This is a genomic window from Providencia sp. PROV048 (genome assembly GCF_033688165.1).
Lineage (GTDB): Bacteria > Pseudomonadota > Gammaproteobacteria > Enterobacterales > Enterobacteriaceae > Providencia > Providencia hangzhouensis.
Genome location: NZ_CP096360.1, coordinates 1,633,665 through 1,658,547 on the forward strand (window position 1 = coordinate 1,633,665; position 24,883 = coordinate 1,658,547).

Consider the following 24,883-nt stretch of genomic DNA (forward strand, 5'->3'; position numbering starts at 1 on the left):
ACCCACAATAAGAGTGGGTTTTTGTTTGGCGCTAATTTATTTCTAGTCTGAATGAATTAGCGTTTTAATGCTTCCGATAACTCATCTTTCATGACGGACAGTATGTCTCTAACAACACGTGGGCTACCAGCGACTAAGTTACCAGATGCGATATAATTATGGCCGCCAATAAAGTCAGTCATGATACCGCCAGCTTCACGCATGATTAGCTCGCCGCCTAAGAAATCCCATGGTTTTAAGCCGATTTCAAAGAATGCATCAACACGACCAGAAGCAACATAACACAGGTCTAACGCCGCAGAACCCGTACGACGGAAATCAGCGCATTTGTCGAACATTGCGGTCATGATATTCATATATACCGCAGCGTGCTGTTTTTGTTTGAAAGGGAAACCTGTCGCAACGATAGCGCCATCAAGGTCACGCTTTTCATCAATGCGAATACGATAACCGTTAAGCTGAGCGCCTTGTCCACGTACTGCGCTAAATAATTCATTACGCATTGGGTCGTAGACAACAGCAACTTCTGTACGGCCTTTAACGCGTACAGCGATAGAAACAGAAAAATGAGGGAGGCGTTTTGTGAAGTTGGTGGTGCCATCCAGTGGATCGATTACCCATTGAATATCATCATCTTTACCAATTAATTCACCGCTTTCTTCAGTGATAATAGTGTGGTCTGGATATGACTTGCGGATGATTTCAATGATCAGTTGCTCAGATTCTTGATCAACGTTAGTAACGAAATCGTTAGTGCCTTTCTGAGTGACTTTAATATTGCTAGGCATTTCATAGTTTTTAGCTATGTGATTACCGGCCTTACGTGCTGCACGTATGGCGATGTTAAGCATCGGATGCATGGGCTTTTTCCACTGGAATGTTAAAGAACGAAAAACTTGAGTGCCGAAGTATATAGATGTTCGTCACAATAAGCAATTTTGTGTTAAGCTATTGCGATAATTTTTTTATGAAACGTATAAACCATGTTAGATAATATCCGTATTGTTCTTGTTGAGACCTCACACACTGGTAATATGGGCTCAACGGCCCGTGCAATGAAAACCATGGGGCTTTCTAATCTCTATCTTGTTAACCCTCTTGTTGAACCAGACTCACACTCTATTGCGCTTTCTGCAGGAGCAAGTGATGTTATTGGTAATGCGACAATCGTTAAAACTCTCGATGAAGCTTTAGAAGGCTGTAAACTAGTGATCGGCACTAGTGCGCGTTCTCGTACTTTATCTTGGCCGATGGTTGAGCCACGTGAATGTGGCGTTAAATCTGTTGAGCAATCCAAAGAGTCGCCAGTTGCGATTGTTTTTGGTCGTGAGCGAGTAGGATTGACCAACGAAGAATTACAAAAATGTCAGTATCATTTATATATCCCAACGAATCCTGAATACGGTTCTTTGAATTTAGCGATGGCGGTTCAGTTGGTGAGTTATGAGATACGTATGGCGTATCTTTCAATGAATGAAAAAAATACGGTAATTTCCGCAGATGATGAGGTAGAATACCCGCCGTCAGAAGATGTTGAGCGGTTTTATGTCCATCTTGAAAGCGTATTGAATGAATCCGGTTTTATACGTAAAGCCCACCCTGGCTTAATTATGAATAAATTACGCCGTTTATTCACTCGAGCGCATATCGAAACCCAAGAGTTACATATCCTGCGGGGTATCTTAACATCAATGGAAAAATGGGCGAAAAAGTGAGGCAAAATCCGTGGTAAAAGCAGGTGAATAATACTTGAGTAAATTAGTCAGGTAAATAGTTGACTAAATTACTCAGGAATGTCACAATCTGACCATAATTTACCACGGAGTAATATGTTATGAGACTCACTTCCAAAGGGCGTTACGCAGTAACTGCGATGTTAGATGTCGCATTACACTCTCAGTCAGGTCCAGTGCCTTTAGCTGACATTTCTGAACGTCAGGGAATTTCCCTCTCTTATCTTGAGCAACTTTTCTCTCGTTTACGCAAAAACGAGTTGGTTTCGAGTGTGCGCGGTCCAGGCGGCGGTTATTTGCTTGGTAGAGACGCAGACCAAATCTTTGTTGCTGAAGTAATCGCTGCGGTAGATGAATCTGTTGACGCCACCCGTTGCCAGGGTAATAAAGAAGGTTGCCAAAATGGCGATCGTTGTTTAACTCACGCATTATGGCGCGATTTAAGCGATAGAATTACAAGTTTCCTTAGCAGCATTAGCCTTGATGAGCTGGTTAAAAACCAAGAAGTCATGGTTGTTGCTGATAGACAAGATAACGAACAGCGTAAAACCATGCCAAATGGGATTACACCTGAATCGATTATCAATGTACGTGCTTAAAAATATTAAAAAAATTGCAGTCGGTACATCTTGGTGAGTTGTTAGACGAAGAGCTAATTTCCGCTATTTGTATCTTTAAAAATTAAAGGCAAGTTACCTTGTCCTTTGGAGTAAGTGAGCAATGAAATTACCAATTTATCTTGATTATTCAGCAACAACACCGGTTGACCCGCGTGTGGCTGAAAAAATGATGCAATGTTTAACAATGGATGGGAACTTTGGTAACCCAGCGTCCCGTTCTCATCGTTTCGGCTGGCAAGCGGAAGAAGCTGTAGATATTGCTCGCAATCAAATCGCCGAATTAGTGGGCGCTGACCCACGTGAAATCGTGTTTACTTCAGGCGCAACTGAGTCTGATAACTTAGCGATTAAAGGCGCTGCTAATTTCTATAAAAAGAAAGGCAACCACATTATTACCTGTAAAACGGAACACAAAGCCGTTTTAGATACCTGCCGCCAATTAGAGCGTGAAGGTTTTGAAGTGACTTATCTGTCACCGCAAAGCAATGGTTTAATTGCTATGCAAGACCTACAAGACGCTATCCGTGAAGACACTATTTTAATTTCTATTATGCATGTTAATAATGAAATTGGTGTAGTGCAGGATATCGAAGCTATTGGTGAATTATGCCGTAGCAAAGGGATTATTTTCCACGTCGATGCAACTCAAAGCGTGGGCAAATTGCCCATCGACCTGAATGCGTTAAAAGTTGATTTAATGTCGTTCTCTGCGCACAAACTTTATGGCCCAATGGGTATTGGTGCACTGTATGTCCGCCGTAAACCACGTGTTCGCCTTGAAGCGCAACAGCACGGTGGTGGCCATGAGCGCGGTATGCGTTCTGGGACATTACCTGTACACCAAATCGTTGGTATGGGCGAAGCTTACCGTATTGCCAAAGAAGAAATGGCTGCGGAATCTGAGCGTTTACGCGGTTTACGGTTACGTTTGTGGAACGGTATTAAAGATATCGAAGAAGTTTACCTCAATGGTGATTTAGAACACGGTGCGCCGCACATTCTGAACGTCAGCTTCAACTATGTTGAAGGTGAATCACTGATGATGTCATTAAAAGATTTGGCTGTATCTTCAGGTTCTGCATGTACTTCTGCAAGCCTAGAACCTTCTTATGTACTGCGCGCTTTAGGGATGAATGATGAGCTGGCACATAGCTCAATCCGTTTCTCTTTAGGTCGTTTCACGACAGAAGAAGAAATTGACTATGCAATCAAAATGATTCATGGCGCAATTGGCCACTTACGCGAGCTGTCTCCTTTATGGGAAATGTTTAAAGACGGCGTAGATCTTAACAGCATCGAATGGTCTCACCATTAATCAGACGGTTTCAGGAGTTTAAAAATGGCTTACAGTGAAAAAGTTATCGATCATTATGAAAACCCACGCAACGTTGGTTCGTTTGACAACAGCGACCCAAGCGTCGGTAGCGGTATGGTAGGCGCACCTGCCTGTGGTGACGTCATGAAATTACAGATTAAAGTAAATGATGACGGCATTATTGAAGATGCACGCTTTAAAACTTATGGTTGCGGTTCAGCAATTGCATCAAGTTCACTCGTGACTGAGTGGATGAAAGGCAAAAGCTTGGACGAAGCGGAGTCAATCAAAAATACAGCCATTGCAGAAGAGTTAGAACTACCACCAGTGAAAATTCACTGTTCAATTCTAGCGGAAGACGCAATCAAAGCTGCTATTGCTGATTACAAAAGCAAACGCCAAAGCAAATAAGTTTTTAATCAGTTTATAGGACAAGCCATATTAATAAATAACAACAAGTTATCGTCCTATAACTGGAACAATACTCATGCCTTCTAGGCTAAACATCGCTGAGTTTCTTAGCTTAGAAATAGGGTGGGTATAAAATAATTTGAAGGCGGATGCGACTCTTGAGTAGCATCTGCCTTGTTTGTTTCTAAAGTGAGGTTTGCAATGTCTATTTCTCTTACAGAAAGTGCTGCGCAGCGTATTCAATCCTTTCTGCAAAATCGTGGAAAAGGCGAGGGCTTGCGTTTAGGTGTAAGAACTTCAGGTTGTTCAGGGATGGCTTATGTTCTTGAATTCGCTGATATAATCAATGAAGAAGACACGGTTTTTGAAGATAAAGGCGTGAAGGTCATCGTCGATGGCAAGAGCATTGTTTATCTTGATGGTACTGAGCTGGATTTCGTTAAAGAAGGCTTAAACGAAGGGTTTAAATTTAATAACCCTAACGTCAATAGTGAATGCGGATGCGGTGAAAGTTTTCACGTATAATGCGTTCAATTAAGCCTAATTTTCGGCCAATCTCACTAATATTAACTTGTTAGTGGCATTGGTAACCGGTTCGAGAAACTGAGCACTTATGGATTACTTTACTCTTTTTGGGTTGACCCCAACTTATGCCATCGATAGCGAACAACTGACGTTACGTTTTCAAGACTTACAGCGTCAATACCATCCTGACCGGTTTGCAACCTGTTCTGAACAGGAAAAAATGCAAGCACTGCAAAAAGCAGCAACCATTAATGCTGCCTATCAAGCCCTTCGTCATCCGCTAAAACGCGCGGAATATATGCTTTCATTACATGGTTTTGATATTAATAACGAACAACATACCATGCATGATACGGCATTTTTAATGGAGCAGCTTGAGCTACGTGAAGAGTTAGACAATATTGAAAACAGTGATGATGCACTTGATTTATTGGCTAAATTTATGCAAAACGTCAAACAAATGCAGCAAGCACGAAGCGCACTGATGGTGACAGAGTTAGATGCCATGCAGTGGGAAAAAGCCGCTGATACTGTACGTAAACTACGTTTTCTCGATAAGCTTCAGCAGCAAGCTGAGCAACTCGAAGAACGGTTACTAGATGAATTTTAAGAGAAAACGATTATGGCGTTACTACAAATCAGCGAACCCGGTATGACAGCAGCTCCGCATCAACGCAAATTGGCTGCTGGCATTGATTTAGGTACCACCCACTCTTTGATTGCGACAGTGCGCAGTGGTGAAGCTGCGGCTTTGCCTGACAATCAAGGGCGTTTTTTATTACCATCGATTGTTAATTATCAGCCTGAAAGCAAACTAGTGGGATGGGATGCAAAGCAACTTGCAGAGCAAGACCCAGTCAATACCATTATTTCAGTGAAACGCATGATGGGGCGTTCATTGGTCGATATTCAAAAACGCTACCCTGACTTACCTTATCAACTAAGTGCCAGTGAAAATGGTTTGCCATTTATTCAAACTGCGGCTGGCCAAGTCGATCCAATCCAAGTGTCTTCTGACATTCTAAGAACATTAGCAAAACGTGCGGAAGAAACCTTAGGTGGCGAAATGGATGGCGTAGTGATTACGGTGCCGGCTTATTTTGATGATGCACAACGCCAAGGTACAAAAGATGCGGCGCGCCTTGCAGGCTTACATGTATTACGTTTACTGAATGAACCGACTGCCGCTGCGATTGCTTACGGGTTGGACTCTGGGCAAGAAGGCGTGATTGCTGTTTATGACCTTGGTGGTGGTACTTTTGATGTTTCTATTTTGCGTTTAAGCCGCGGTGTATTCGAGGTGTTGGCAACGGGCGGCGATACTGCACTTGGGGGCGATGATTTCGACCAAGTACTGGCACAGTGGATTGCTGAGCAAGCAGGCGTTTCATTACAAGGCGATCATCATTTAAATCGTCAACTATTAAATGTGGCAACAGAAACGAAAGTTGCGCTCAGTGACGCAGATGCCGTGGCTATTCAGCTTGCCAATTGGCAAGGGGAAATTCGTCGTGAGCAGTTTGAAACGTTAATTGAAACTTACGTGAAACGTACACTGATGGCTTGTCGTCGTGCATTGAAAGATGCAGGTGTTGAGGCACAAGAGGTGCTGAACGTTGTTATGGTTGGCGGTTCGACTCGCGTACCCTTAGTACGTCAAAAAGTTGGGGAGTTTTTTGGTAAATCACCACTGACATCCATCGACCCAGATAAAGTAGTGGCAATTGGCGCCGCAATTCAAGCCGATATTTTAGTAGGGAACAAGCCCGACAGCGAAATGTTGTTATTGGACGTGATCCCGTTATCCCTTGGTCTAGAGACCATGGGGGGATTGGTTGAAAAAGTGATCCCGCGCAATACGACGATTCCAGTTGCTCGAGCTCAAGAGTTTACCACATTTAAAGACGGCCAAACGGCAATGAGTGTGCATGTGGTGCAAGGTGAACGTGAAATGGTGGCAAATTGCCGCTCGTTAGCGCGCTTTACCTTACGTGATATTCCAGCAATGGCAGCTGGTGGGGCTCATATTCGCGTCACTTTCCAAGTCGATGCTGATGGGCTGTTGAGTGTCAGTGCTATGGAAAAATCCACTGGTGTAGAAGCCTCGATTCAAGTTAAGCCATCGTATGGGTTAACGGACAACGAAATTTCAAACATGATTAAGGATTCAATGACTAACGCGCAAGATGACTTAAATGCGCGCCGCTTAGCGGAGCAAAAAGTTGAAGCTGCAAGAGTGCTTGAAAGTTTAACGAGCGCATTAGTCCAAGATGGCAATTTACTGACGCCAGAAGAAGAGTCAGAAATTGATAGTGCGGTCAATGAGTTAATTAAAGCGATTGAGGGCATTGACCCAATCGTAATTGAAAATGCCATTAAACAACTGGATAAGCAATCGCAGGAGTTTGCAGCGCGTCGTATGGATACCTCCATTCGACAAGCGTTGTCAGGCCATTCTGTGGATGAGATATAATTATGCCGAAAATAGTTTTTTTACCTCATAGTGATTTATGTCCAGACGGTGCTGTCGTTGAAGCACAAGAAGGCGAGTCTATTTTAAATGTTGCATTACGCAGCGGTATTGAGCTTGAGCACGCCTGTGAAAAATCCTGTGCTTGTACAACCTGTCATTGCATCGTTCGCGAAGGCTTTGACTCACTAGAAGAAAGTAGTGAACTCGAAGATGACATGTTAGACAAAGCATGGGGGTTAGAACCAGAAAGTCGTTTAAGTTGCCAGGCGTTGGTGACGGATGAGGATTTAGTGGTGGAGATACCACGTTATACTATCAATCACGCCCGCGAACACTAATGCTCGTTATATTTCGCGTTGTAGGGGTGTTGGCTTCTTTCGAGTACTTGGGTCACATACTTTTGTATGCTCCCCAAGATACTCTCAATTGCCGCCTACCTACAACACGAACTATTTAGAGCATTGAATAGTTTGTTATATTTCGCGTTGTAGGGGGCTTCTTTCGCTAACCCTAGTCACATACTTGTGTATGCTTTCCAAGCTACTCTCAATCGCCGCCTAGCTACAACGTGAATTATTTAAAAAATCAAAATACATGTCATGCTTCACGCTGTAGCGTTGTTGGCTTCTTTCGCTAACCCTAGTCACATACTTGTGTATGCTCCTAGGGATTAGCTCATTTGCCGCCTAGCTACAACGTGAATTATTTAAAAAATCAAAATACATGTTATGCTTCACGCTGTAGCGTTGTTGGCTTCTTTCGCTAACCCTAGTCACATACTTTTGTATGCTCTCCAAAATACTCTCATTTGCCGTCTAGCTACAATGTGAATTATTTAAAAAATAACAGTAAATCGTCCTTAATATTTATTCATATATGTAATAAGAGTGATTTTTTGTATTTTAATATTTTCCTTATTATTTTCTTTTGTTTTTTTTGAAAGTGAAATGCAATCCTTAATATTTTATTTAATTTTAATAAATTAATTATTTATATATTATGAAATTTTTTGTTTTATTTACTTGCTGATTTAAAGTTAGTAATTAAATTATCACTTTGTGCGCTTTGTTTTTTATGTTATAGATAACATCGATATTGAGTAGTTACCTTTGGATTAAAATACAATGATTCAATGTTTATATAAATGCTAATTAAATAAAGTTGGAGATAAAAAGGAATTCTATCATGAAATGGAAATATCGATTTGGCGCAGTGGCTGGTAATACACTTGAATATTATGATATTGCTGTTTTTGCAGCAATATCGAGTTATCTCAGCGCAGAATTAGAGCGGCTAGGCTATAACCAAGCGACAGAGATGGTATGGGGTATATTTGCTTTGCGTTTTATTATTCGGCCTGTTGGTGCTTATATTATAGGGAGGTATGCCGACAGTGTTGGTAAAAAGTCCGCATTGGTTTTAACAAGTTTTATAACAGGGACAGCTACACTATGCATGGCATTATTACCTATTAATTTATTAGGGAATTACACTCCTATTGCCATTTTAATTTTGCAAATGGCACTATCATTTAGTTTTGCAGGAGAATATCCATCATTAATTACTTACCTTTTTAATAACTCTAAGAATAATGAAAACTCAAGGTTATCAGCCATAATCAATGGCAGTACAGCATTCGGTATTATTATTTCACTTACAGTTGTATTTGCTTTGGAATTTTTTTTAGAACCAGAGATGATGCAAAGTATTGGATGGCGAGTTCCCCTGTTTTTAGGAGTGCTTAATATTGCTATTAGCTTTTGGTTTAGAATGAAATTGCCTAATAATTCAAGTGAAAAAATAAAATCAGTACCTATTAGTTATATGGATATGTTTTTTGTTTTTTTATTAACCATACCTGGAAATGTGCTCTTCTTTGTGCAGCATGTTTCAACAGCTATGTTTCTTGAAAAAATGCAAATGATAGAAGATAGGACTGTATGGGCACTGTTATTGTCAATTTTACTTCTATCTTTTATGTTAATTTGTGGCTGGCTTACCGACAAATATAATATTTTGGAAAAGGTATATAACCTCGGTGTGATAGGAATGGTGTTTTTATCAATTCCTATGTTTTTATTAATTAGCAGCCAATCTATAATATTAACTATTATTTCTCAATTAATTATCAATATATATGCAGCAATGATTTTAGCAACGACCCCCTTTATGTTGTTTAAAGCGGCAAAAGGAAAGGTTGTTACACTTGCGTTAGGTTTTAACTTTACAGCAATGCTTTTTGGTGGTGTCTCACCTTTGATTACAACTTATCTTGCTAATATTAATATAGCCTATGTGGGGCTATTTTTAACACTGTGTGGTGCACTTCGATTTTTAATTTATAAAAAGCCACCTAAAGATTTTGAAATAGAGACAAAAATGGGAAGTTAAATTTTATTAAGGAATTGATATGAATGCTGAAAGCCAAGTTTTTGAAGATATATGTGGTAATTTTAAAAATGAATTTATAAATATTTTTGATTGGCATGATGTTGATGTTACCTATTTCTGTGTTGATTTAAAAAATAAAACAATGCATATAGCATCTAATAATTATGAATGGCAATTAATAAGTTTAAACAGTGGGTTGGATCTTTTGGTGGAAGAAAGATTAAAATCGAGCATCCAATATTGGAATAATTACCCGGAAGTTTTCATGAAGATTCTAGCTAAATCGAAAAAAAGTAAATTTAAAGTTGATTTTTGTAATAGATATGGGAGTACATTTGAAATTACTACTGTAAATTCAAATAAGCAGCTCACATTATCTGAAATGTTATCTATTTATAAGCATCGTCCCATGATTTCTGAGTATGCCCACCAGCTTTGGAAAAAAAATCCTGACGTTACTTTACCGATGAGAGCGAATATTCCTATAAAGGCGCAATTATTAGGGCAAACAAAGAATGTTGCACCGGAACTATTAAATCCTCAAAAATATATGCGTTTTGGCCATATTCGTTTTACACGAAAAGAGATGATAACCATACGCCTACTGCTTTCGCACTGTAAGGTAAAAGAAATCAGTTATATTCAAGGTTGTTCAGAAGCCAGTGAAAATAGACGAATTCAAAATATCAAAGAAAAATTGGGTTGCCCTTATGTATCATCAAGTGGTTTGTTTACCGCATTAAAAGAGCAAGGCATTACATTGGCTTGTCTGGAAACACTTATCGATTTACCTCTCACAAACAGTATAATGAAGAATAGATGAAAAAGATCCGTTGATATGATTCAAAGGACTATAATTTGAAAAATAGTTGTTCATATAATGAGAGAAAATGATGAGTTTAAAATGGTCAAATAGCCGTGAAATCGGTGAAGCACTGTATGACGCATTTCCAGATGTTGATCCAAAAACGGTGCGCTTTACCGATATGCACCAGTGGATTTGCGATTTAGAAGAATTTGATGATGATCCGCAAAAATCGAACGAGAAAATCCTAGAAGCGATTTTGTTAGTTTGGCTGGATGAATTCGAATAAGTAGGGTTTTCCCCTAAAAACCGAGTGACTGTCAGAAATAGTGCTCGGTTTTTTATTTTATATCAGCACTATAATGATATCCCTGTTGGCATTTATCAGTTAAGGTAATGCCATCTGCTGACAGAATAAATGGGCTTTTACTGTCTGCAAAAATAGACAAAGTGAGAAAAACGATGACAAAACAAATTATGCCAGTAATGATTTCTTGTGAGCCTGCTGCACCTTGTTGGGGCGAAGGCGCATTGTTAAGCTCTAGCGATAAAGGGATGACAATCCACCTGAAACATGCAGGTAAATTATGTGCAGTACAAAGCGCTGGCCGTAAATTAGATGGCCAAGGGATCCGCAATGTAGCTTTGGCTGGCGAAGGCTGGGATTTAGAAAAAAGCTGGGCATTTTGGCAAGGTTTTCGTGCGCCAAAAGGGGCTAGAACGATTGAATGGCCAGTACTGCCAGAAGCGGATCGCAAAGAGTTAGAAAACCGTATTCGTACCATTGATTGGGTACGTGATGTGATTAACGCACCGGCAGAAGAGTTAGGCCCAGAGCAACTCGCACAACGCGCCATCGATTTACTCTGCACTGTCGGCGCACAAGACATTAGCTACCGTATTATTAAAGGTGATGATTTATTAGAACAAGGTTATACCGGTATTCATACGGTTGGTCGTGGTTCAAGTCGTCCACCTGTATTTTTGGCGTTGGATTACAACCCAGGAGCCAACCCAAATGCCCCTGTATTTGCTGCGTTAGTGGGTAAAGGAATTACTTTCGATTCAGGCGGTTATAGCATCAAACCATCATCCTCAATGAATTCAATGAAAGCCGATATGGGTGGTGCAGCAACATTAGCAGGTTCATTGGCATTGGCGATTTCACGTGGCTTACAAAAACGTGTGAAAATGTTCTTGTGCATTGCTGACAATATGGTTAGCGGCAATGCATTCAAATTGGGTGATATTATTCGTTACCGCAATGGTAAATCCGTTGAAATAATGAATACAGATGCTGAGGGTCGTTTAGTCCTAGCCGATGGCCTGATTGATGCGAGCAAAGAAAAACCAACGTTAATTATTGATGCAGCAACCTTGACGGGCGCAGCGAAAACTGCCGTGGGTAATGACTACCATTCTGTATTGAGTTTCGATGACAAGTTAGTTGCTGATTTAATGAGCGCTTCAGACGCTGAGTTTGAACTGTTCTGGCGTTTACCACTGGCAGAGTTCCATCGCCAGCAATTACCGTCTGGTTTTGCGGATTTGAACAATATTGCGGCACCATCGCACACAGCAGGCGCAAGCACCGCTGCGGCATTTTTATCGCATTTTGTCGAAAATTATCGTCAAAATTGGGTGCATATTGACTGCTCAGCGACTTACCGTAAATCTGCAGTTAGCTTATGGGCAGAAGGCGCAACGGGTACAGGTGTAAGAACATTAGCTAACTTATTAATCAGTAAATCAAAGTAGCGAATGTTTGATTGATAACAGGCACGGGAAGGTGACTTTTCGTGCCTATTTTTTTACCTTGACGTATTTGCGAGTATAATAAGCGATTCTTTTTAATAACAGGGGATTGGCAATGTCGCAGCAATCGAATAATAACAGTTCTAACCAAGAAACTGAGATCCAATTTACTGAATTAACAGTGCCGAAAGGTTCATCACTTAAATTAAGTGTGTTAGAAGATCAGCCACAAGCCATTGTTGACGCGCTTACTGAATTTTTTAAACAACACAAAGTGGTCAGACGCGGTTTCATGGTCTCCGCAACAGAGAGCGATTCTGCTAAAGAAGCGCCTATCTTAATGATAGCGTTGGAGTTTACCACAGGAGCAGAAAATATTGATTCAATTATCCATGGGGCTGGGACGCTTGCTTGTGAGTTTTTAGCTGATGACGAGTCTATTGATTTTTGTGTGGTGAATGAAAATGAACAAGGTGTTAGCCATTTTATTACTCAACACGTTCAGCCTTTTTACCAGCGTCGTCTTGGTAGCTTCTTGCGGGACACAATCCCAGTAAAAAACACCTAATAATTCCATGTATAGAGTGAGGGAAATATTTTTTCTCACTCATAAAATGCATATTGCTCATTTATTAAATATATATTCTGCTTACTATTTAAAAAATATTATTTCATTTCTCTGTTTTTCTCTCCCATCATTTTTTCCGTTTTGTCTGATAGGTGTTCTAATCACATTCTGTTAAATTGTTTCGATAATTGAAATAATATCAGCAGTATTTATCTGTGTGTGTTTTTAAACATTTCTAAGTATGTAGAGGGTTTTAATCTCCTGTTAAAACCTTAAAAAACAGAATCAATTTTAACTAATTAAAGGGCGGGCGGTAATGAAACAACAATCAAGTTGGGCTTCATTGGCGGGTCTCAAAACCAAAAAGCGTTATTTAGCACTTGCGTTGGCATCGGTAGTGGCATTGGCTGGTTGTGATAATACAGATGAAACAACCAAAAATGAGCCAAATGTTTCAACCACAGCGCCAGAAAATCAAACCAAAACAGCGCCAGTTGCAGAACAGAAAAAAGCAGCACCGAAACTTTCCACTGAAGAAATGATAAAAAAATATGCAGGGAAAGATTTAACTATTTTGGATGCGTCTGAATTACAGCTTGATGGTGCGAGTGCCATGGTGGTGACATTCTCGGTTCCACTACAAGCAAACCAAGACTTTGGCCAGTACATTAACCTCATTGATGTTAAAGCGGGTAAGTTAGATGGCGCTTGGGAACTGTCTGATAACCAAATGGAACTCCGTTTTCGCCATCTTCCGCCATCTAAAGAGTTAAACTTAACCATTAACCCGGGTATTAAAGCGGTTAATGAGCGTACAACGACCGAAAGTTTTGAGAAAAAACTCACCACTGCACAAATCATCCCAACCGTTGGTTTTGCAAGTAAAGGCTCTTTATTACCTAGCAAGGTTGCCCAAGGCTTACCTGTGATTGCCTTGAACGTTGATAAGGTCGACGTTAATTTCTTCCGTGTGGATGAAAAGCAATTACCACAATTTTTAGCGCAGTGGCAGTATCGTAGTAATTATGAGTATTGGTATTCCGAAGAGTTTCTCGACAAAGTGGAGCTGGCTTATACCGGCCGCTTTGACTTAAATCCAGATAAAAATACCCGCCAAACCATTTTACTGCCGTTGAAAGATGTCAAAGAGTTACAGCAAGATGGCGTGTATTTGGCCATCATGCAAAAAGCAGGCAGCTATAGTTATCAATTCCCTGCAACTGTCTTCACATTGAGTGATATTGGTGTATCACTACACAGTTACCAAGACCGTGTCGATATTTTCACTCAATCCTTAGCGAAAGGCTCTGCAATTAAAGGCGTTGAGCTGCGTATTTTGGATGAAAAAGGCCAGTTAGTAACAAAAGGTACGACAGATGGCGATGGCCATGCTCAGCTAGATAAATTAGCGGGTGGAAAATTATTGCTGGCAACCCATGAAGGGCAAACCAGTATGATTGACCTCACTCAGCCAGCGCTTGATTTATCTGAATTCGATATTTCAGGGCCAGAAGGCTACGCAAAACAATTTTTCACCTTCGGTCCTCGCGATTTATATCGCCCAGGTGAATTATTGCTAGTAAATGGTCTATTGCGTGATGGCGATGGTAACCCAGTCAAAACTCAGCCAGTTAAAGTTGATGTATTAAAAACTGATGGGCAAGTGGTTCGCAGTTTTGTTTGGCAGCCAGAAGAAAACCAAAATGGCTTATATCAATATCAATTTGAAATTCCTAAAAATGCAGAAACGGGTGGTTGGTCGCTTCGCTTTGATTTAGGTGATGGTTCACCACTGCGTTACTACAAATTTAATGTTGAAGATTTTATGCCAGAACGTATGGCTCTGGAAATTGAGGGCAGCGATGTCCCTCGTTTAACAAGTCAATCTGTCGATTTTGATATTCAAGGTCGTTATTTATACGGTGCGCCAGCGGCTGATAACCAGCTACAAGGGCAAATTGTCTTAAAAGCAGCTCGGGAAGCGGTCGCAAAATTACCTGGTTTTGAATTTGGTGCTGTCAATGAAGAAGGTTTACCACGTAAGTTGGACGAGTTTGACTTGACGCTGGACAGCAATGGTGAAACCGTGATTTCAATTCCAAATAGCAATTGGAGTTCAACACGTTCACCTATTTCGGCTGTTTTACAAGCAAGTTTGCTTGAGGCTGGCGGACGTCCTGTGACGCGCCGTGCCGAGCAAGCCATTTGGCCTGCGGAAAAACTGGTCGGTATTCGCCCATTATTTGCGAAAAAAGAAATTTATGATTACCGCACTGACCGTTATGTAAAACGTCACAATGTGGATGAAAATTCACTCGCAGAATTTGAATTAGTCATGGCTGATGCCGCAGGTAACAAACTGGCAGCAGAAAACTTAACCGTGCGTTTAGTGTATGAGCGTCGTGATTATTACTGGAGTTGGTCTGAAAGTGGTGGTTGGTCTTCAAATTATGACCAAAAAGACCTCGTTATGGCGAATGAAAATATTGCTATTGCCAAAGACGGAACGGCGAAAGTGTCTTTCCCTGTGGATTGGGGGGCATTCCGCCTAGAAGTTGTTAACCCAGAAAATCAGCTAGTGTCGAGCGTCCAGTTTTGGGCAGGGTATTCATGGCAAGATAACACAGGGGGAAGTGGCTCAGTTCGTCCTGACCAAGTGAAACTCAGCCTGAATAAGCCTGCGTACTTACCGGGTGAAAAAGCTAAAGTTCGCATTGAATCTCCTAAAGCCGGTAAAGGGTATATATTGCTCGAATCGAGCAATGGTCCATTGTGGTGGGAAGAAATTGATGTGCCAGAAAAAGGCTTAGACGTTGAAATCCCAGTCAATAAAGAGTGGGCTCGTCATGACTTGTACGTCTCAGCAGTTGTGGTGCGCCCAGGAGACGATTCTAAAGAAGCAACGGTAAAACGTGCGGTGGGTGTGTTGCATTTACCAATCGCAGATGAAAACCGTAAGATTGCTTTAGCACTCTCCGCGCCAGATAAAATGCGTCCAAACCAAGACTTAACGGTAAAAATTAAAGCGACAGCACAAGATGGCAAACCGTTACCTGAAAAAGTGAATGTGTTGTTATCTGCGGTTGACACTGGCGTATTGAATATCACAGATTTCAAAACCCCAGACCCGTATGATGCCTTTTTTGGCCGTAAGCGTTATAGCGTTGACCAATATGACGTTTATGGTCATTTAATTGAAGGACAAGGTAAGGTTGCTAACTTGCGCTTTGGTGGTGACAGCGAGGATGCCGCATTAGAGCGTGGTGGTATGAAGCCACTCACTGAAGTGCAAATTATTGCAGAGCAAGCCAAACCTGTCACATTAAATAAAGACGGTGAGGGTGAAATTAGCCTTGCTATCCCTGATTTTAACGGGGAATTACGTGTGATGGCTCAAGCATGGAATGAAAAAGAGTTCGGCCATGCGGATAGCAAAGTAATTGTCGCAGCACCATTAGTGACACAAATGTCGATGCCACGCTTTATGGCTGGCGGTGATAAGTCTTACTTTGCGCTTGATTTGACCAATATGACGGACAACACACAAAATGTGACGGTTAACTTCAAGGCATCAGGAATGGTGAAACTTGATGGTGTCAGCAGCCGTGAGTTGGAGTTACCAAAAGGCAAACGTACCACGATTAATCTACCTGTCAGAGCAGACTACGGCTTCGGTGAAGGTGAAGTGTCAATGACCATTAATGGTGTGAAAATTCAAGGCGAAGCCAATAAAGATTACAGTAATAGTTGGAAAGTCGGGGTTCGTCCGGCACAACCAGCAGAAACTGTTTCTTTTGCAACTGCTATTGAGCCAGGTACCTCATGGGCGTTGCCGACTAACCAAATTGCCGGGTTACAACCCGATACCCTAGAGGGGCAAGTGCTATTAACTAGCCGTCCACCGTTAGATATTTCTCGTTATATTAGAGAGCTATTTGCTTACCCATACGGTTGTTTAGAGCAAACTATTAGCGGGTTATATCCATCATTATTCTCAACTCAAGCTGAGCTGAATAAGATAGGGATTAAAACGCAAACGGATGCAGACCGCCATAAAGCGATTGAAATTGGTATTCCGCATTTGTTAAGTATGCAACGTAATGATGGCGGTTTCTCGTTATGGGATAGAAACGGCCGCGAAGAGTATTGGTTAACCGCATATGCAGCGGATTTCTTGAATAAAGCGAATCAGCGTGGGTTTACGGTTCCGCAAGACGCTATCAGTAACGCGAACACGCGCTTATTGAGCTATTTACAAGATGGCAACCAAATCAATTATCCTTATACGGAAAATCAGGCAGGTGCGCGTTTCGCAACTCAAGCATACGCTGGCTTAGTGTTGGCGTCACAGCAAAAAGCACCTCTAGGTGCATTACGTCAACTTTATAACCAAAGAGATCATGCCGCTAGTGGTTTACCGCTCGTTCAGCTTGGTGTTGCATTGAACTTGATGGGGGATAAATCACGTGGTGAGAGCGCGGTGATTGACGGACTGAAAAAACAACGTAACCGCTACAGCTATGTAGGGGATTACGGTTCGGTGATCCGTGATGACGCGATGATTGTTGCGCTATTAAATGAATATAATTTAATGCCAAAATCCCGTGACCAAAAACTACAAACTTTGTCTAATAACTTGACTTCTCAACGTTATTTCTCGACACAAGAGAGCAATGCGTTGTACTTAGCGGGCCGTTTCTACTTAAATGAAAGTGAAGCTCCATGGAAAGCAACGATTAATGGCCAAGAACCTCCGATGGTTTCAGATAAACCCGTGAGTGAGTTCTTGAGTAAAGCACAATTAGAAACAGGTTATAGCATCGAAAACACGGGAACCAATACGCTATACACACGCCTAAACGTGGTGGGTTATCCACAACATTCGCCGAAACCAAGTTCGAATGTGCTGGGTATCACTCGTAGTTACTATGATATGAAAGGTAACCGCATTTCGTTAGATAGGCTAAGAAGCGGTGAAATGGTGGTGGTTAAATTGGAAGTTCAAGCATCCCAAAGCGTACCAGATGCGCTAGTGGTTGACTTACTACCAGCGGGCTTAGAACTGGAAAACCAAAATTTAGCGAACAGTAGCGCTAATTTGAGTGAGTCTGCGCCGAACCTGCAAGAACTGATTGATGACATGCAGCAATCACAAATTCGCCATATGGAATACCGTGATGACCGTTTTGTGGCTGCCGTTGAAGTTCAGCAGTATCGCCCAACTACCTTAGTCTACTTAGCACGTGCAGTGACACCGGGTGTGTATAGCATTCCAGTACCACAAGTTGAATCAATGTATGTCCCTGATTGGCGCGCGACGGGCTATTCTGATGGCCAATTAGAAATCGTTCGTTAATCACCGCTAAACTGAGCCCTTATATATTGATATATAAAGTATAAGGGCTCTTTTAATTTATTTTCGGTACTCCCATCAATGAAAAAATGGTTACGCCGCACAGGCATTGCACTGGTTCTGTTGGTCATTATTTTGCCACTGGCTTTTCTAGCGGCTGATAAAATATGGCCGTTGCCGATTAAGCAAATTGAAATGGCTCGAACTGTGGTTGCTGCGGATGGCACACCATTGTGGCGCTTTGCAGACAAAGAAGGTATTTGGCGCTTTCCGGTTACACTCGATGAGGTTTCTCCTGATTTTATTGAAGCGTTATTAACGTATGAAGACCGCCATTTTTATCGCCATCCGGGGGTAAACCCGTTTTCGCTAGTTAGGGCCGCGGGGCAGTTTGTGAGTTCAGGGCGTATTGTGTCGGGCGGTAGTACCATTTCGATGCAAGTTGCACGGTTAATTGATCCCCATGAAAGAACATTGGGCGGTAAGCTGAAACAGCTTTGGCGTACGGCTCAGCTTGAGTATCACTACTCAAAAGATGAAATTTTAGAAATGTATTTAAACCGCGCTCCGTATGGTGGAACCATTGAAGGTATTGGAGCCGCTAGCTGGGTATATTTGAATAAGTCACCAGCAAAATTGACGGCGAGTGAAGCGGCTCTCTTTGCTGTTCTACCTCAAGCTCCTAGCCGTTTAAGGCCAGACCGTTATCCACAAAGGGCACAAGCCGCTCGTGATAAGGTGTTAGACAGGTTAGAGGAATACCAAGTTTGGAGCCCTGAAAAAGTTGCCGATATTAAACAAGAACAAATTTGGCTAGCACCGCGGAAGAATCCGCATTCTGCTCCTTTGCTTGCAAGGCGTGTGACTAAAAATACGCAAGACCCCATCATTGAAACCACTATCGACGCCAGTTTGCAAAGGCAACTGGAAGACATGGCAATGAATTGGAAAAACCAACTACCAAAACAAACTTCACTGGGGATTTTGGTGGTTGATCATACGGATATGGCAGTAAAAGCTTATATTGGCTCAATTGATTTCCAAGATGATAGCCGTTTTGGTCATGTGGACATGATTAGCGCTTGGCGCTCTCCAGGCTCAACGTTAAAACCTTTTTTATATGCATTAGCGATGGATGACGGGCTCATCCATGCGGAGTCGTTATTACAAGATGTACCGAGGCGCTTTAATGATTACCGTCCGGGGAACTTTGACAGTGGTTTTAATGGGCCAGTGAGTGTTAGTGATGCACTCGTTCGTTCATTAAATTTACCCGTAGTTCAGTTATTAGATGTGTATGGTAGTAAACGATTTACGGCTCAACTGCGTAATGTTGGGACTGAGCTGCGCTTTCCGTTAGGGAGTGAACCAAACTTGTCGCTGATTTTAGGCGGCACAGCCACACGGATGGAAGATTTGGTTTCCGCTTACAGCGCATTTGCGAGAAAAGGTAATGTGTCGCCGCTACGTTTTAAACCAACCGATAAAATTCGCGATAGAGCGCTGATGTCACCGGGAGCCGCGTGGATAGTGCGCCGTATTATGGGCGGGGAAGCACGCCCTGTTCCTGAGGCTAATTTATCAGGGCAACTTAATTTAGCATGGAAAACGGGAACCAGTTATGGTTATCGAGATGCGTGGGCGATTGGTGTTAATCCGCGTTATACCATCGGCGTTTGGGTCGGACGACCGGATGCAACGCCTGTTGCAGGACAGCTAGGCTTTGCCACTGCTATCCCGATTATGAATCAAATCAATGGAATGTTACTGAGCAAAATTTACCTATCTCATGAACCGTTACCGAAAGATGTGAAGCCTGCCAGTGTTAGCCAAGCAGTGATTTGCTGGCCGGGAGGAACGGCATTACTGAAAGATGATAATAATTGCCGCCAAAGGCGCCTAAGTTGGATCTTGGATAATACCATTCCGCCTACTTTAATGGCACGAGACCAAGAGTCACTCTTAGGGTTAAGACAAAAAATCTGGGTAAATAACAAAGGGCTACAAGTGGCGGCAGATTGCCCGAATGCACAGGAAAAAGAGGTACATTTATGGCCGATTACGGTGGAGTCATGGTTACCGAGTAGTGAAAAACGAGAAAATCGGTTACCTAAAGCAGATTTAGCTTGCCCTCCATTGAAATTAGAAACACCGCCATTATTGATTTCCGGTATACGTGATGGTGAAGTATTACAGCGCTTGCCAGGAAAAATCAGTTTAGATTTGCGTTTAGTCACACAGGGTGGGCAGGGTCAGAAATGGTGGTTCTTAAATGGAGAACAGGTGAACACAACAGAGCAAAATGGTTCTATTTTGCTGACACTCGATAAAAGTGGAAACTACCAAATTTCGGTATTGGATTTAAGCGGCCAAGTGACGGCAATGAGTTTTAGAGTGAAGTAATAGATGAAAAACGTGACTTACCCGAAAAAATAGTGTTTTTTGCTATAAAAAGTTTAACAAAATGTTGTTGTGACTGTAGGAAATTGTAATCAGAGCCCCTATAATCATCGCCTTATTTTTCTTTTTCCTAGACATGGTTGCTTTTGAAGTTTAAAAGCCTAACAATAGAATTAGAAATAATATAAAAAACTACAACATGCCTATTTTAAGTTCTTGCATCCTAAGTTACAGGGAAGAATAAAGAATAAAGGCCTAATGAATCGCTAAGAGGTTATTTATGACTGTTCAACGTACATTTTCTATTATTAAACCAAACGCTGTGAAGAAAAACGTTATTGGTGCAATCTACAACCGTTTTGAAAGCGCGGGTTTCACAATCATCGCCGCTAAAATGATGCATTTAACTCGTGAGCAAGCTGAAGGCTTCTACGCTGAACACAAAGGCCGTCCTTTCTTTGAAGGTCTGGTTGAATTCATGACTTCAGGCCCTATCATGCTGCAAGTGTTAGAAGGTGAAAATGCAATCCAACGTCATCGTGACCTGATGGGCGCAACTAACCCAGATAACGCGTTAGCAGGTACTTTACGTGCAGACTACGCAGACAGCTTCACTGAAAACGCAACTCACGGTTCAGACTCTGAAGAATCTGCTGCTCGTGAAATCGCGTATTTCTTCACTGCTGATGAAATCTGCCCACGCTAAGACTTCTTTAACTAATGCATTAGCATTATTGTTATAAAGTTTGTACAATGCGACGCCCTGCTATGATTAGCGGGGCGATTATATTTTTAAGACCGCAAAAATTACGTCGTGCTATACTCACCACTAGCACTGCCGAAAGTGTAACAACGAGGCAATACACCATGTCTGATATGACAACAGATGCACAATGTGCAACTTCTTCTGCTATTTCTGTCACGCCAGAAAAAACGAATCAAAAAACCAATTTACTTGATTTAAACCGCAAGCAAATGCGTGAGTTCTTTGCTCAAATGGGTGAAAAACCGTTCCGCGCGGATCAGGTCATGAAATGGATCTATCATTATTGCTATGATGATTTTGACCAAATGACCGATATTAATAAAGTTCTTAGAGCAAAACTAAAAGAAGTCGCGGAAATCCGTGCACCGGAAGTCGCTGACGAACAGCGCTCATCAGATGGTACCATTAAGTGGGCTATCAAAGTGGGTGACCAACTGGTTGAAACTGTATATATCCCAGAAGCAGATCGTGCAACATTGTGTGTCTCTTCACAGGTTGGTTGTGCGCTGGAGTGTAAATTCTGTTCCACGGCGCAACAAGGCTTCAACCGTAACTTACGTGTTTCGGAAATCATTGGTCAGGTTTGGCGAGCTGCAAAAATTATTGGTTCACTGAAATCCAGTGGACGCCGTCCAATTACCAACGTCGTAATGATGGGTATGGGCGAACCATTGCTGAATTTGAATAACGTCGTTCCTGCGATGGAAATTATGTTAGATGACTTCGGTTTTGGGTTATCTAAGCGTCGCGTAACGATTTCAACATCGGGTGTTGTACCTGCACTGGATAAGCTAGGCGATATGATTGATGTTGCGTTAGCGATTTCGTTGCATGCGCCAACAGACGATATTCGCGACGATATTGTTCCAATTAATAAAAAATACAATATTGAAACCTTCCTCAACAGTGTGAATCGTTATTTAACAAAATCGAATGCCAATGCAGGACGAGTAACCGTTGAATATGTGATGTTAGATCACGTTAACGACAGTGTTGAGCAAGCACATCAATTAGCGGAATGTTTAAAAAATACACCGAGTAAGATTAACTTAATTCCATGGAACCCGTTCCCAGGGGCGCCATACGGTAGAAGTTCGAATAGTCGTATTGACCGTTTTTGTAAAGTATTGATGGGATATGGTTTTACCACGATAGTGCGCAAAACACGCGGTGATGATATTGATGCTGCCTGTGGGCAACTTGCTGGCGACGTGATCGACAGAACAAAACGAACGTTGAAAAAACGCTTAGCAGGGGAACCTATCAAGGTAAAAACAGTCTGATTTATAAATAGGCTTGAATCAGTGAATTAGGTGATGATTTAGGGCGTTTTAGAGTTAGGCAAAACGCCTTTGTTCACCTACAATAGTTGAAGCAATAAGAAAAATTTAATTGTTGTTTCAACATGATGATAAATTATTGACGAATAAAGCTGCTCAATGTTTGCTTTATATCTTTTAAACTTGGAAATAGTGTTGCCAGCAAATGACTATCGAAAATAATACCGAACAGACTACGACGACAGTCGGACAATTATTGATGCAAGCACGTGAGCGCATGGGGCTAACCCAAGATGTTGTTGCAGAACGATTATGCCTTAAAATCAGTACGGTAAAAGAGATAGAACAAGACATTGCACCCGCTGGGGTCGAACCGACATTTTTACGTGGTTATATTCGCCTTTATGCACGCATGGTAGGCATATCAGAAAGCGAATTAAAAACGTATATGAAAACGGAAGAGCCCGTCACATTAGCCAAAGTTTCTCCTATGCAAAGCTATTCTTTAGGGAAAAAGCGTAAAAAGCGCGAAGGTTGGTTAATGAAACTGACTTGGTTGATTGTGATCGTCCTCATTGCAATGGTTGGTGTATGGTGGTGGCAAGATCATAACGCACAAAAAGATGAATTAGTTTCAATGGCAAATCAAAATGATTTGATTTTGTCTCAGCAAGATAACAGCACAACCCCCGTTGAATTGCCGGCTTCAACAGAGATAGTCTCAACGGATACAGCGCCTGTTACACAGGAAAATACACTTGAATTACAAGGCCAAGAGCCCGTATTAACGGCTGACTCTGTTACAGAGCCAGTTAGAACAATTCCATTACCGAATGCACCACAATCTTCAGTTGCATTAGATAGAACACAAAATACAGAAACGACTGAACCTGTTGCAGTGAGTAGCCAAGCTCTGGTCTTGAATTTTACTGGGCAGTGTTGGTTAGAAATTCGTGATGCGAATAATAAAATTTTATTCAGTGGTACCAAAAATAATGGGGATAAGCTGGAACTTGATGGTCCGCAACCTTATCGTCTGAACATTGGTGCGCCGGCGAATGTGACGGTACAGTTCCAAGGTAACGCTGTTGATTTAAGCCGTTTTATTAAAGCGAAACGTCCAGCAAAATTGAAGTTACCTGAAGCCTAAAAACAAATAGGCAAAAAGAAGCAAACTATATCCGAAAACATCTTTTTTGATAGGCTATGGTTTGCTTTCTTGTGTATAGTTGAGCGTATAAAAATAATCGTTAAAACTATACCACGGTAACAAAGAGTACTATAGGCACAAAAAGTACCACGGTAACAAAGAGCACATGGACGTTCGGAGAATTAAACCAAAATGCATAATGAATCACCGATAAAAAGACGTAAATCCACCCGTATTAATGTAGGTAGCGTACCTGTAGGCGATGGTGCTCCTATCGCTGTCCAGTCAATGACCAATACTCGTACAACTGATGTCGAAGCCACAGTTCGCCAAATAAAATCCCTTGAGCGCGTGGGTGTTGATATTGTGCGTGTTTCTGTTCCTACCATGGATGCCGCTGAAGCATTTAAACTGATTAAACAACAAGTTAATGTTCCATTGGTGGCGGATATCCATTTTGACTATCGTATTGCATTAAAAGTAGCGGAATACGGCGTTGATTGCTTGCGTATTAACCCAGGTAATATTGGTAGCGAAGAACGTATTCGCCAAGTTGTTGATTGCGCACGCCACTACAATATTCCAATTCGTATTGGGGTTAATGGTGGTTCCCTTGAAAAAGATATTCAAGAGAAGTACGGCGAGCCAACACCTGAAGCCTTAGTTGAGTCGGCAATGCGCCATGTGGACATCTTAGATAGGCTGAATTTCGACCAATTCAAAGTCAGTGTAAAAGCTTCTGATGTATTTTTAGCTGTCGGCTCTTACCGTTTATTAGCGAATAAAATTGATCAACCTCTGCATTTAGGTATTACCGAGGCGGGTGGCGCACGTGCAGGATCCGTAAAATCAGCGATTGGCTTAGGAATGTTACTGTCTGAAGGTATCGGTGATACTCTGCGTATTTCTTTGGCTGCAGACCCTGTTGAAGAAGTTAAAGTCGGTTTTGATATTTTAAAATCACTGCGTATTCGTTCGCGTGGCATTAATTTTATTGCTTGTCCAACCTGCTCACGGCAAGAATTTGATGTGATAGGCACGGTGAATGAGTTAGAACAGCGCTTAGAAGATATCATTACGCCAATGGATGTGTCGATTATTGGTTGTGTGGTCAATGGCCCCGGTGAAGCGGAAGTTTCTACGCTAGGTGTTGCAGGCGCAAAAACCAAGAGTGGTTTCTATGAAGACGGTAAACGTCAAAAAGAGCGCTTTGATAATGACAACATCATCGACCAATTAGAGGCTAAAATTCGAGCAAAAGCAGCGATGATGGATGAAAGCAAGCGGATTGAAGTCAACTTAAAAGATTAATTTTGTGTATTCTAATGCCAAGCGACT

General features: G+C 41.7%; 20 protein-coding genes. 19 read left to right on the forward strand and 1 reads right to left on the reverse strand.

What is annotated here, in order from left to right; all coding sequences use genetic code 11:
- Positions 1–56: 56 nt before the first annotated feature.
- The gene (gene suhB / locus M1F26_RS07055; RefSeq protein ID WP_004264919.1) at positions 57–860 is read right to left on the reverse strand and encodes an inositol-1-monophosphatase; all 804 of its coding nucleotides are present in this window, start codon (positions 858–860) and stop codon (positions 57–59) included.
- A gap of 123 nt (positions 861–983) precedes the next feature.
- Here suhB and trmJ point away from each other — a divergent pair, with 123 nt between their 5' ends.
- The 19 genes from trmJ to ispG all read left to right on the forward strand — a co-directional run bounded on the left by trmJ (position 984) and on the right by ispG (position 24,856).
- Entirely contained in the window at positions 984–1,715 is a 732-nt protein-coding gene (gene trmJ / locus M1F26_RS07060; protein WP_004264918.1) for a tRNA (cytosine(32)/uridine(32)-2'-O)-methyltransferase TrmJ, read from the forward strand.
- A gap of 119 nt (positions 1,716–1,834) precedes the next feature.
- Positions 1,835–2,332, forward strand: a complete 498-nt coding sequence (gene iscR / locus M1F26_RS07065; RefSeq protein WP_004264917.1) for a Fe-S cluster assembly transcriptional regulator IscR — start codon at positions 1,835–1,837, stop codon at positions 2,330–2,332.
- 121 nt (positions 2,333–2,453) lie between these two features.
- Positions 2,454–3,668, forward strand: a complete 1,215-nt coding sequence (locus tag M1F26_RS07070) for an IscS subfamily cysteine desulfurase (protein WP_004264915.1) — start codon at positions 2,454–2,456, stop codon at positions 3,666–3,668.
- A 24-nt stretch (positions 3,669–3,692) separates the two neighbouring features.
- Complete coding sequence (gene iscU, locus M1F26_RS07075; protein WP_004264914.1) at positions 3,693–4,079, forward strand: Fe-S cluster assembly scaffold IscU; 387 nt, start codon at positions 3,693–3,695, stop codon at positions 4,077–4,079.
- Between the two features lie 201 nt (positions 4,080–4,280).
- Positions 4,281–4,604, forward strand: coding sequence for an iron-sulfur cluster assembly protein IscA (iscA, locus tag M1F26_RS07080; protein ID WP_004264913.1), 324 nt, complete (start codon positions 4,281–4,283; stop codon positions 4,602–4,604).
- Between the two features lie 88 nt (positions 4,605–4,692).
- Positions 4,693–5,214 (forward strand): co-chaperone HscB, encoded by a 522-nt coding sequence (gene hscB, locus M1F26_RS07085; protein ID WP_094961711.1) that lies wholly within the window; start codon positions 4,693–4,695, stop codon positions 5,212–5,214.
- Positions 5,215–5,226: 12 nt separating this feature from the next.
- Positions 5,227–7,077 carry a Fe-S protein assembly chaperone HscA gene (hscA, locus tag M1F26_RS07090; protein WP_140172315.1) on the forward strand — a complete coding sequence of 617 codons (1,851 nt, stop codon included), beginning with the start codon at positions 5,227–5,229 and terminating at the stop codon, positions 7,075–7,077.
- A gap of 2 nt (positions 7,078–7,079) precedes the next feature.
- The gene (gene fdx / locus M1F26_RS07095) at positions 7,080–7,415 is read left to right on the forward strand and encodes an ISC system 2Fe-2S type ferredoxin (protein ID WP_004912660.1); all 336 of its coding nucleotides are present in this window, start codon (positions 7,080–7,082) and stop codon (positions 7,413–7,415) included.
- 847 nt (positions 7,416–8,262) lie between these two features.
- Positions 8,263–9,468, forward strand: coding sequence for an MFS transporter (locus tag M1F26_RS07100; RefSeq protein ID WP_140172316.1), 1,206 nt, complete (start codon positions 8,263–8,265; stop codon positions 9,466–9,468).
- Positions 9,469–9,487: 19 nt separating this feature from the next.
- Positions 9,488–10,291 carry a helix-turn-helix transcriptional regulator gene (locus M1F26_RS07105; protein WP_140172317.1) on the forward strand — a complete coding sequence of 268 codons (804 nt, stop codon included), beginning with the start codon at positions 9,488–9,490 and terminating at the stop codon, positions 10,289–10,291.
- A 70-nt stretch (positions 10,292–10,361) separates the two neighbouring features.
- Complete coding sequence (iscX, locus tag M1F26_RS07110; protein ID WP_004912658.1) at positions 10,362–10,562, forward strand: Fe-S cluster assembly protein IscX; 201 nt, start codon at positions 10,362–10,364, stop codon at positions 10,560–10,562.
- A gap of 173 nt (positions 10,563–10,735) precedes the next feature.
- Complete coding sequence (gene pepB, locus M1F26_RS07115) at positions 10,736–12,031, forward strand: aminopeptidase PepB (RefSeq protein WP_036959049.1); 1,296 nt, start codon at positions 10,736–10,738, stop codon at positions 12,029–12,031.
- A 112-nt stretch (positions 12,032–12,143) separates the two neighbouring features.
- Positions 12,144–12,596 (forward strand): enhanced serine sensitivity protein SseB C-terminal domain-containing protein, encoded by a 453-nt coding sequence (locus tag M1F26_RS07120; RefSeq protein WP_004264902.1) that lies wholly within the window; start codon positions 12,144–12,146, stop codon positions 12,594–12,596.
- Positions 12,597–12,912: 316 nt separating this feature from the next.
- Positions 12,913–17,952: an alpha-2-macroglobulin family protein gene (locus M1F26_RS07125; RefSeq protein ID WP_140172318.1), complete on the forward strand. Its 5,040-nt coding sequence runs from the start codon at positions 12,913–12,915 to the stop codon at positions 17,950–17,952.
- A 78-nt stretch (positions 17,953–18,030) separates the two neighbouring features.
- Positions 18,031–20,352 carry a peptidoglycan glycosyltransferase PbpC gene (gene pbpC, locus M1F26_RS07130; RefSeq protein WP_140172319.1) on the forward strand — a complete coding sequence of 774 codons (2,322 nt, stop codon included), beginning with the start codon at positions 18,031–18,033 and terminating at the stop codon, positions 20,350–20,352.
- Positions 20,353–20,629: 277 nt separating this feature from the next.
- Positions 20,630–21,055 carry a nucleoside-diphosphate kinase gene (ndk, locus tag M1F26_RS07135; protein ID WP_004264899.1) on the forward strand — a complete coding sequence of 142 codons (426 nt, stop codon included), beginning with the start codon at positions 20,630–20,632 and terminating at the stop codon, positions 21,053–21,055.
- Positions 21,056–21,216: 161 nt separating this feature from the next.
- Positions 21,217–22,398 carry a bifunctional tRNA (adenosine(37)-C2)-methyltransferase TrmG/ribosomal RNA large subunit methyltransferase RlmN gene (locus M1F26_RS07140; protein WP_004912645.1) on the forward strand — a complete coding sequence of 394 codons (1,182 nt, stop codon included), beginning with the start codon at positions 21,217–21,219 and terminating at the stop codon, positions 22,396–22,398.
- 202 nt (positions 22,399–22,600) lie between these two features.
- Positions 22,601–23,545, forward strand: a complete 945-nt coding sequence (rodZ, locus tag M1F26_RS07145) for a cytoskeleton protein RodZ (RefSeq protein WP_140172320.1) — start codon at positions 22,601–22,603, stop codon at positions 23,543–23,545.
- Between the two features lie 192 nt (positions 23,546–23,737).
- Positions 23,738–24,856, forward strand: a complete 1,119-nt coding sequence (gene ispG / locus M1F26_RS07150; RefSeq protein ID WP_140172321.1) for a flavodoxin-dependent (E)-4-hydroxy-3-methylbut-2-enyl-diphosphate synthase — start codon at positions 23,738–23,740, stop codon at positions 24,854–24,856.
- Positions 24,857–24,883: the final 27 nt, after the last annotated feature.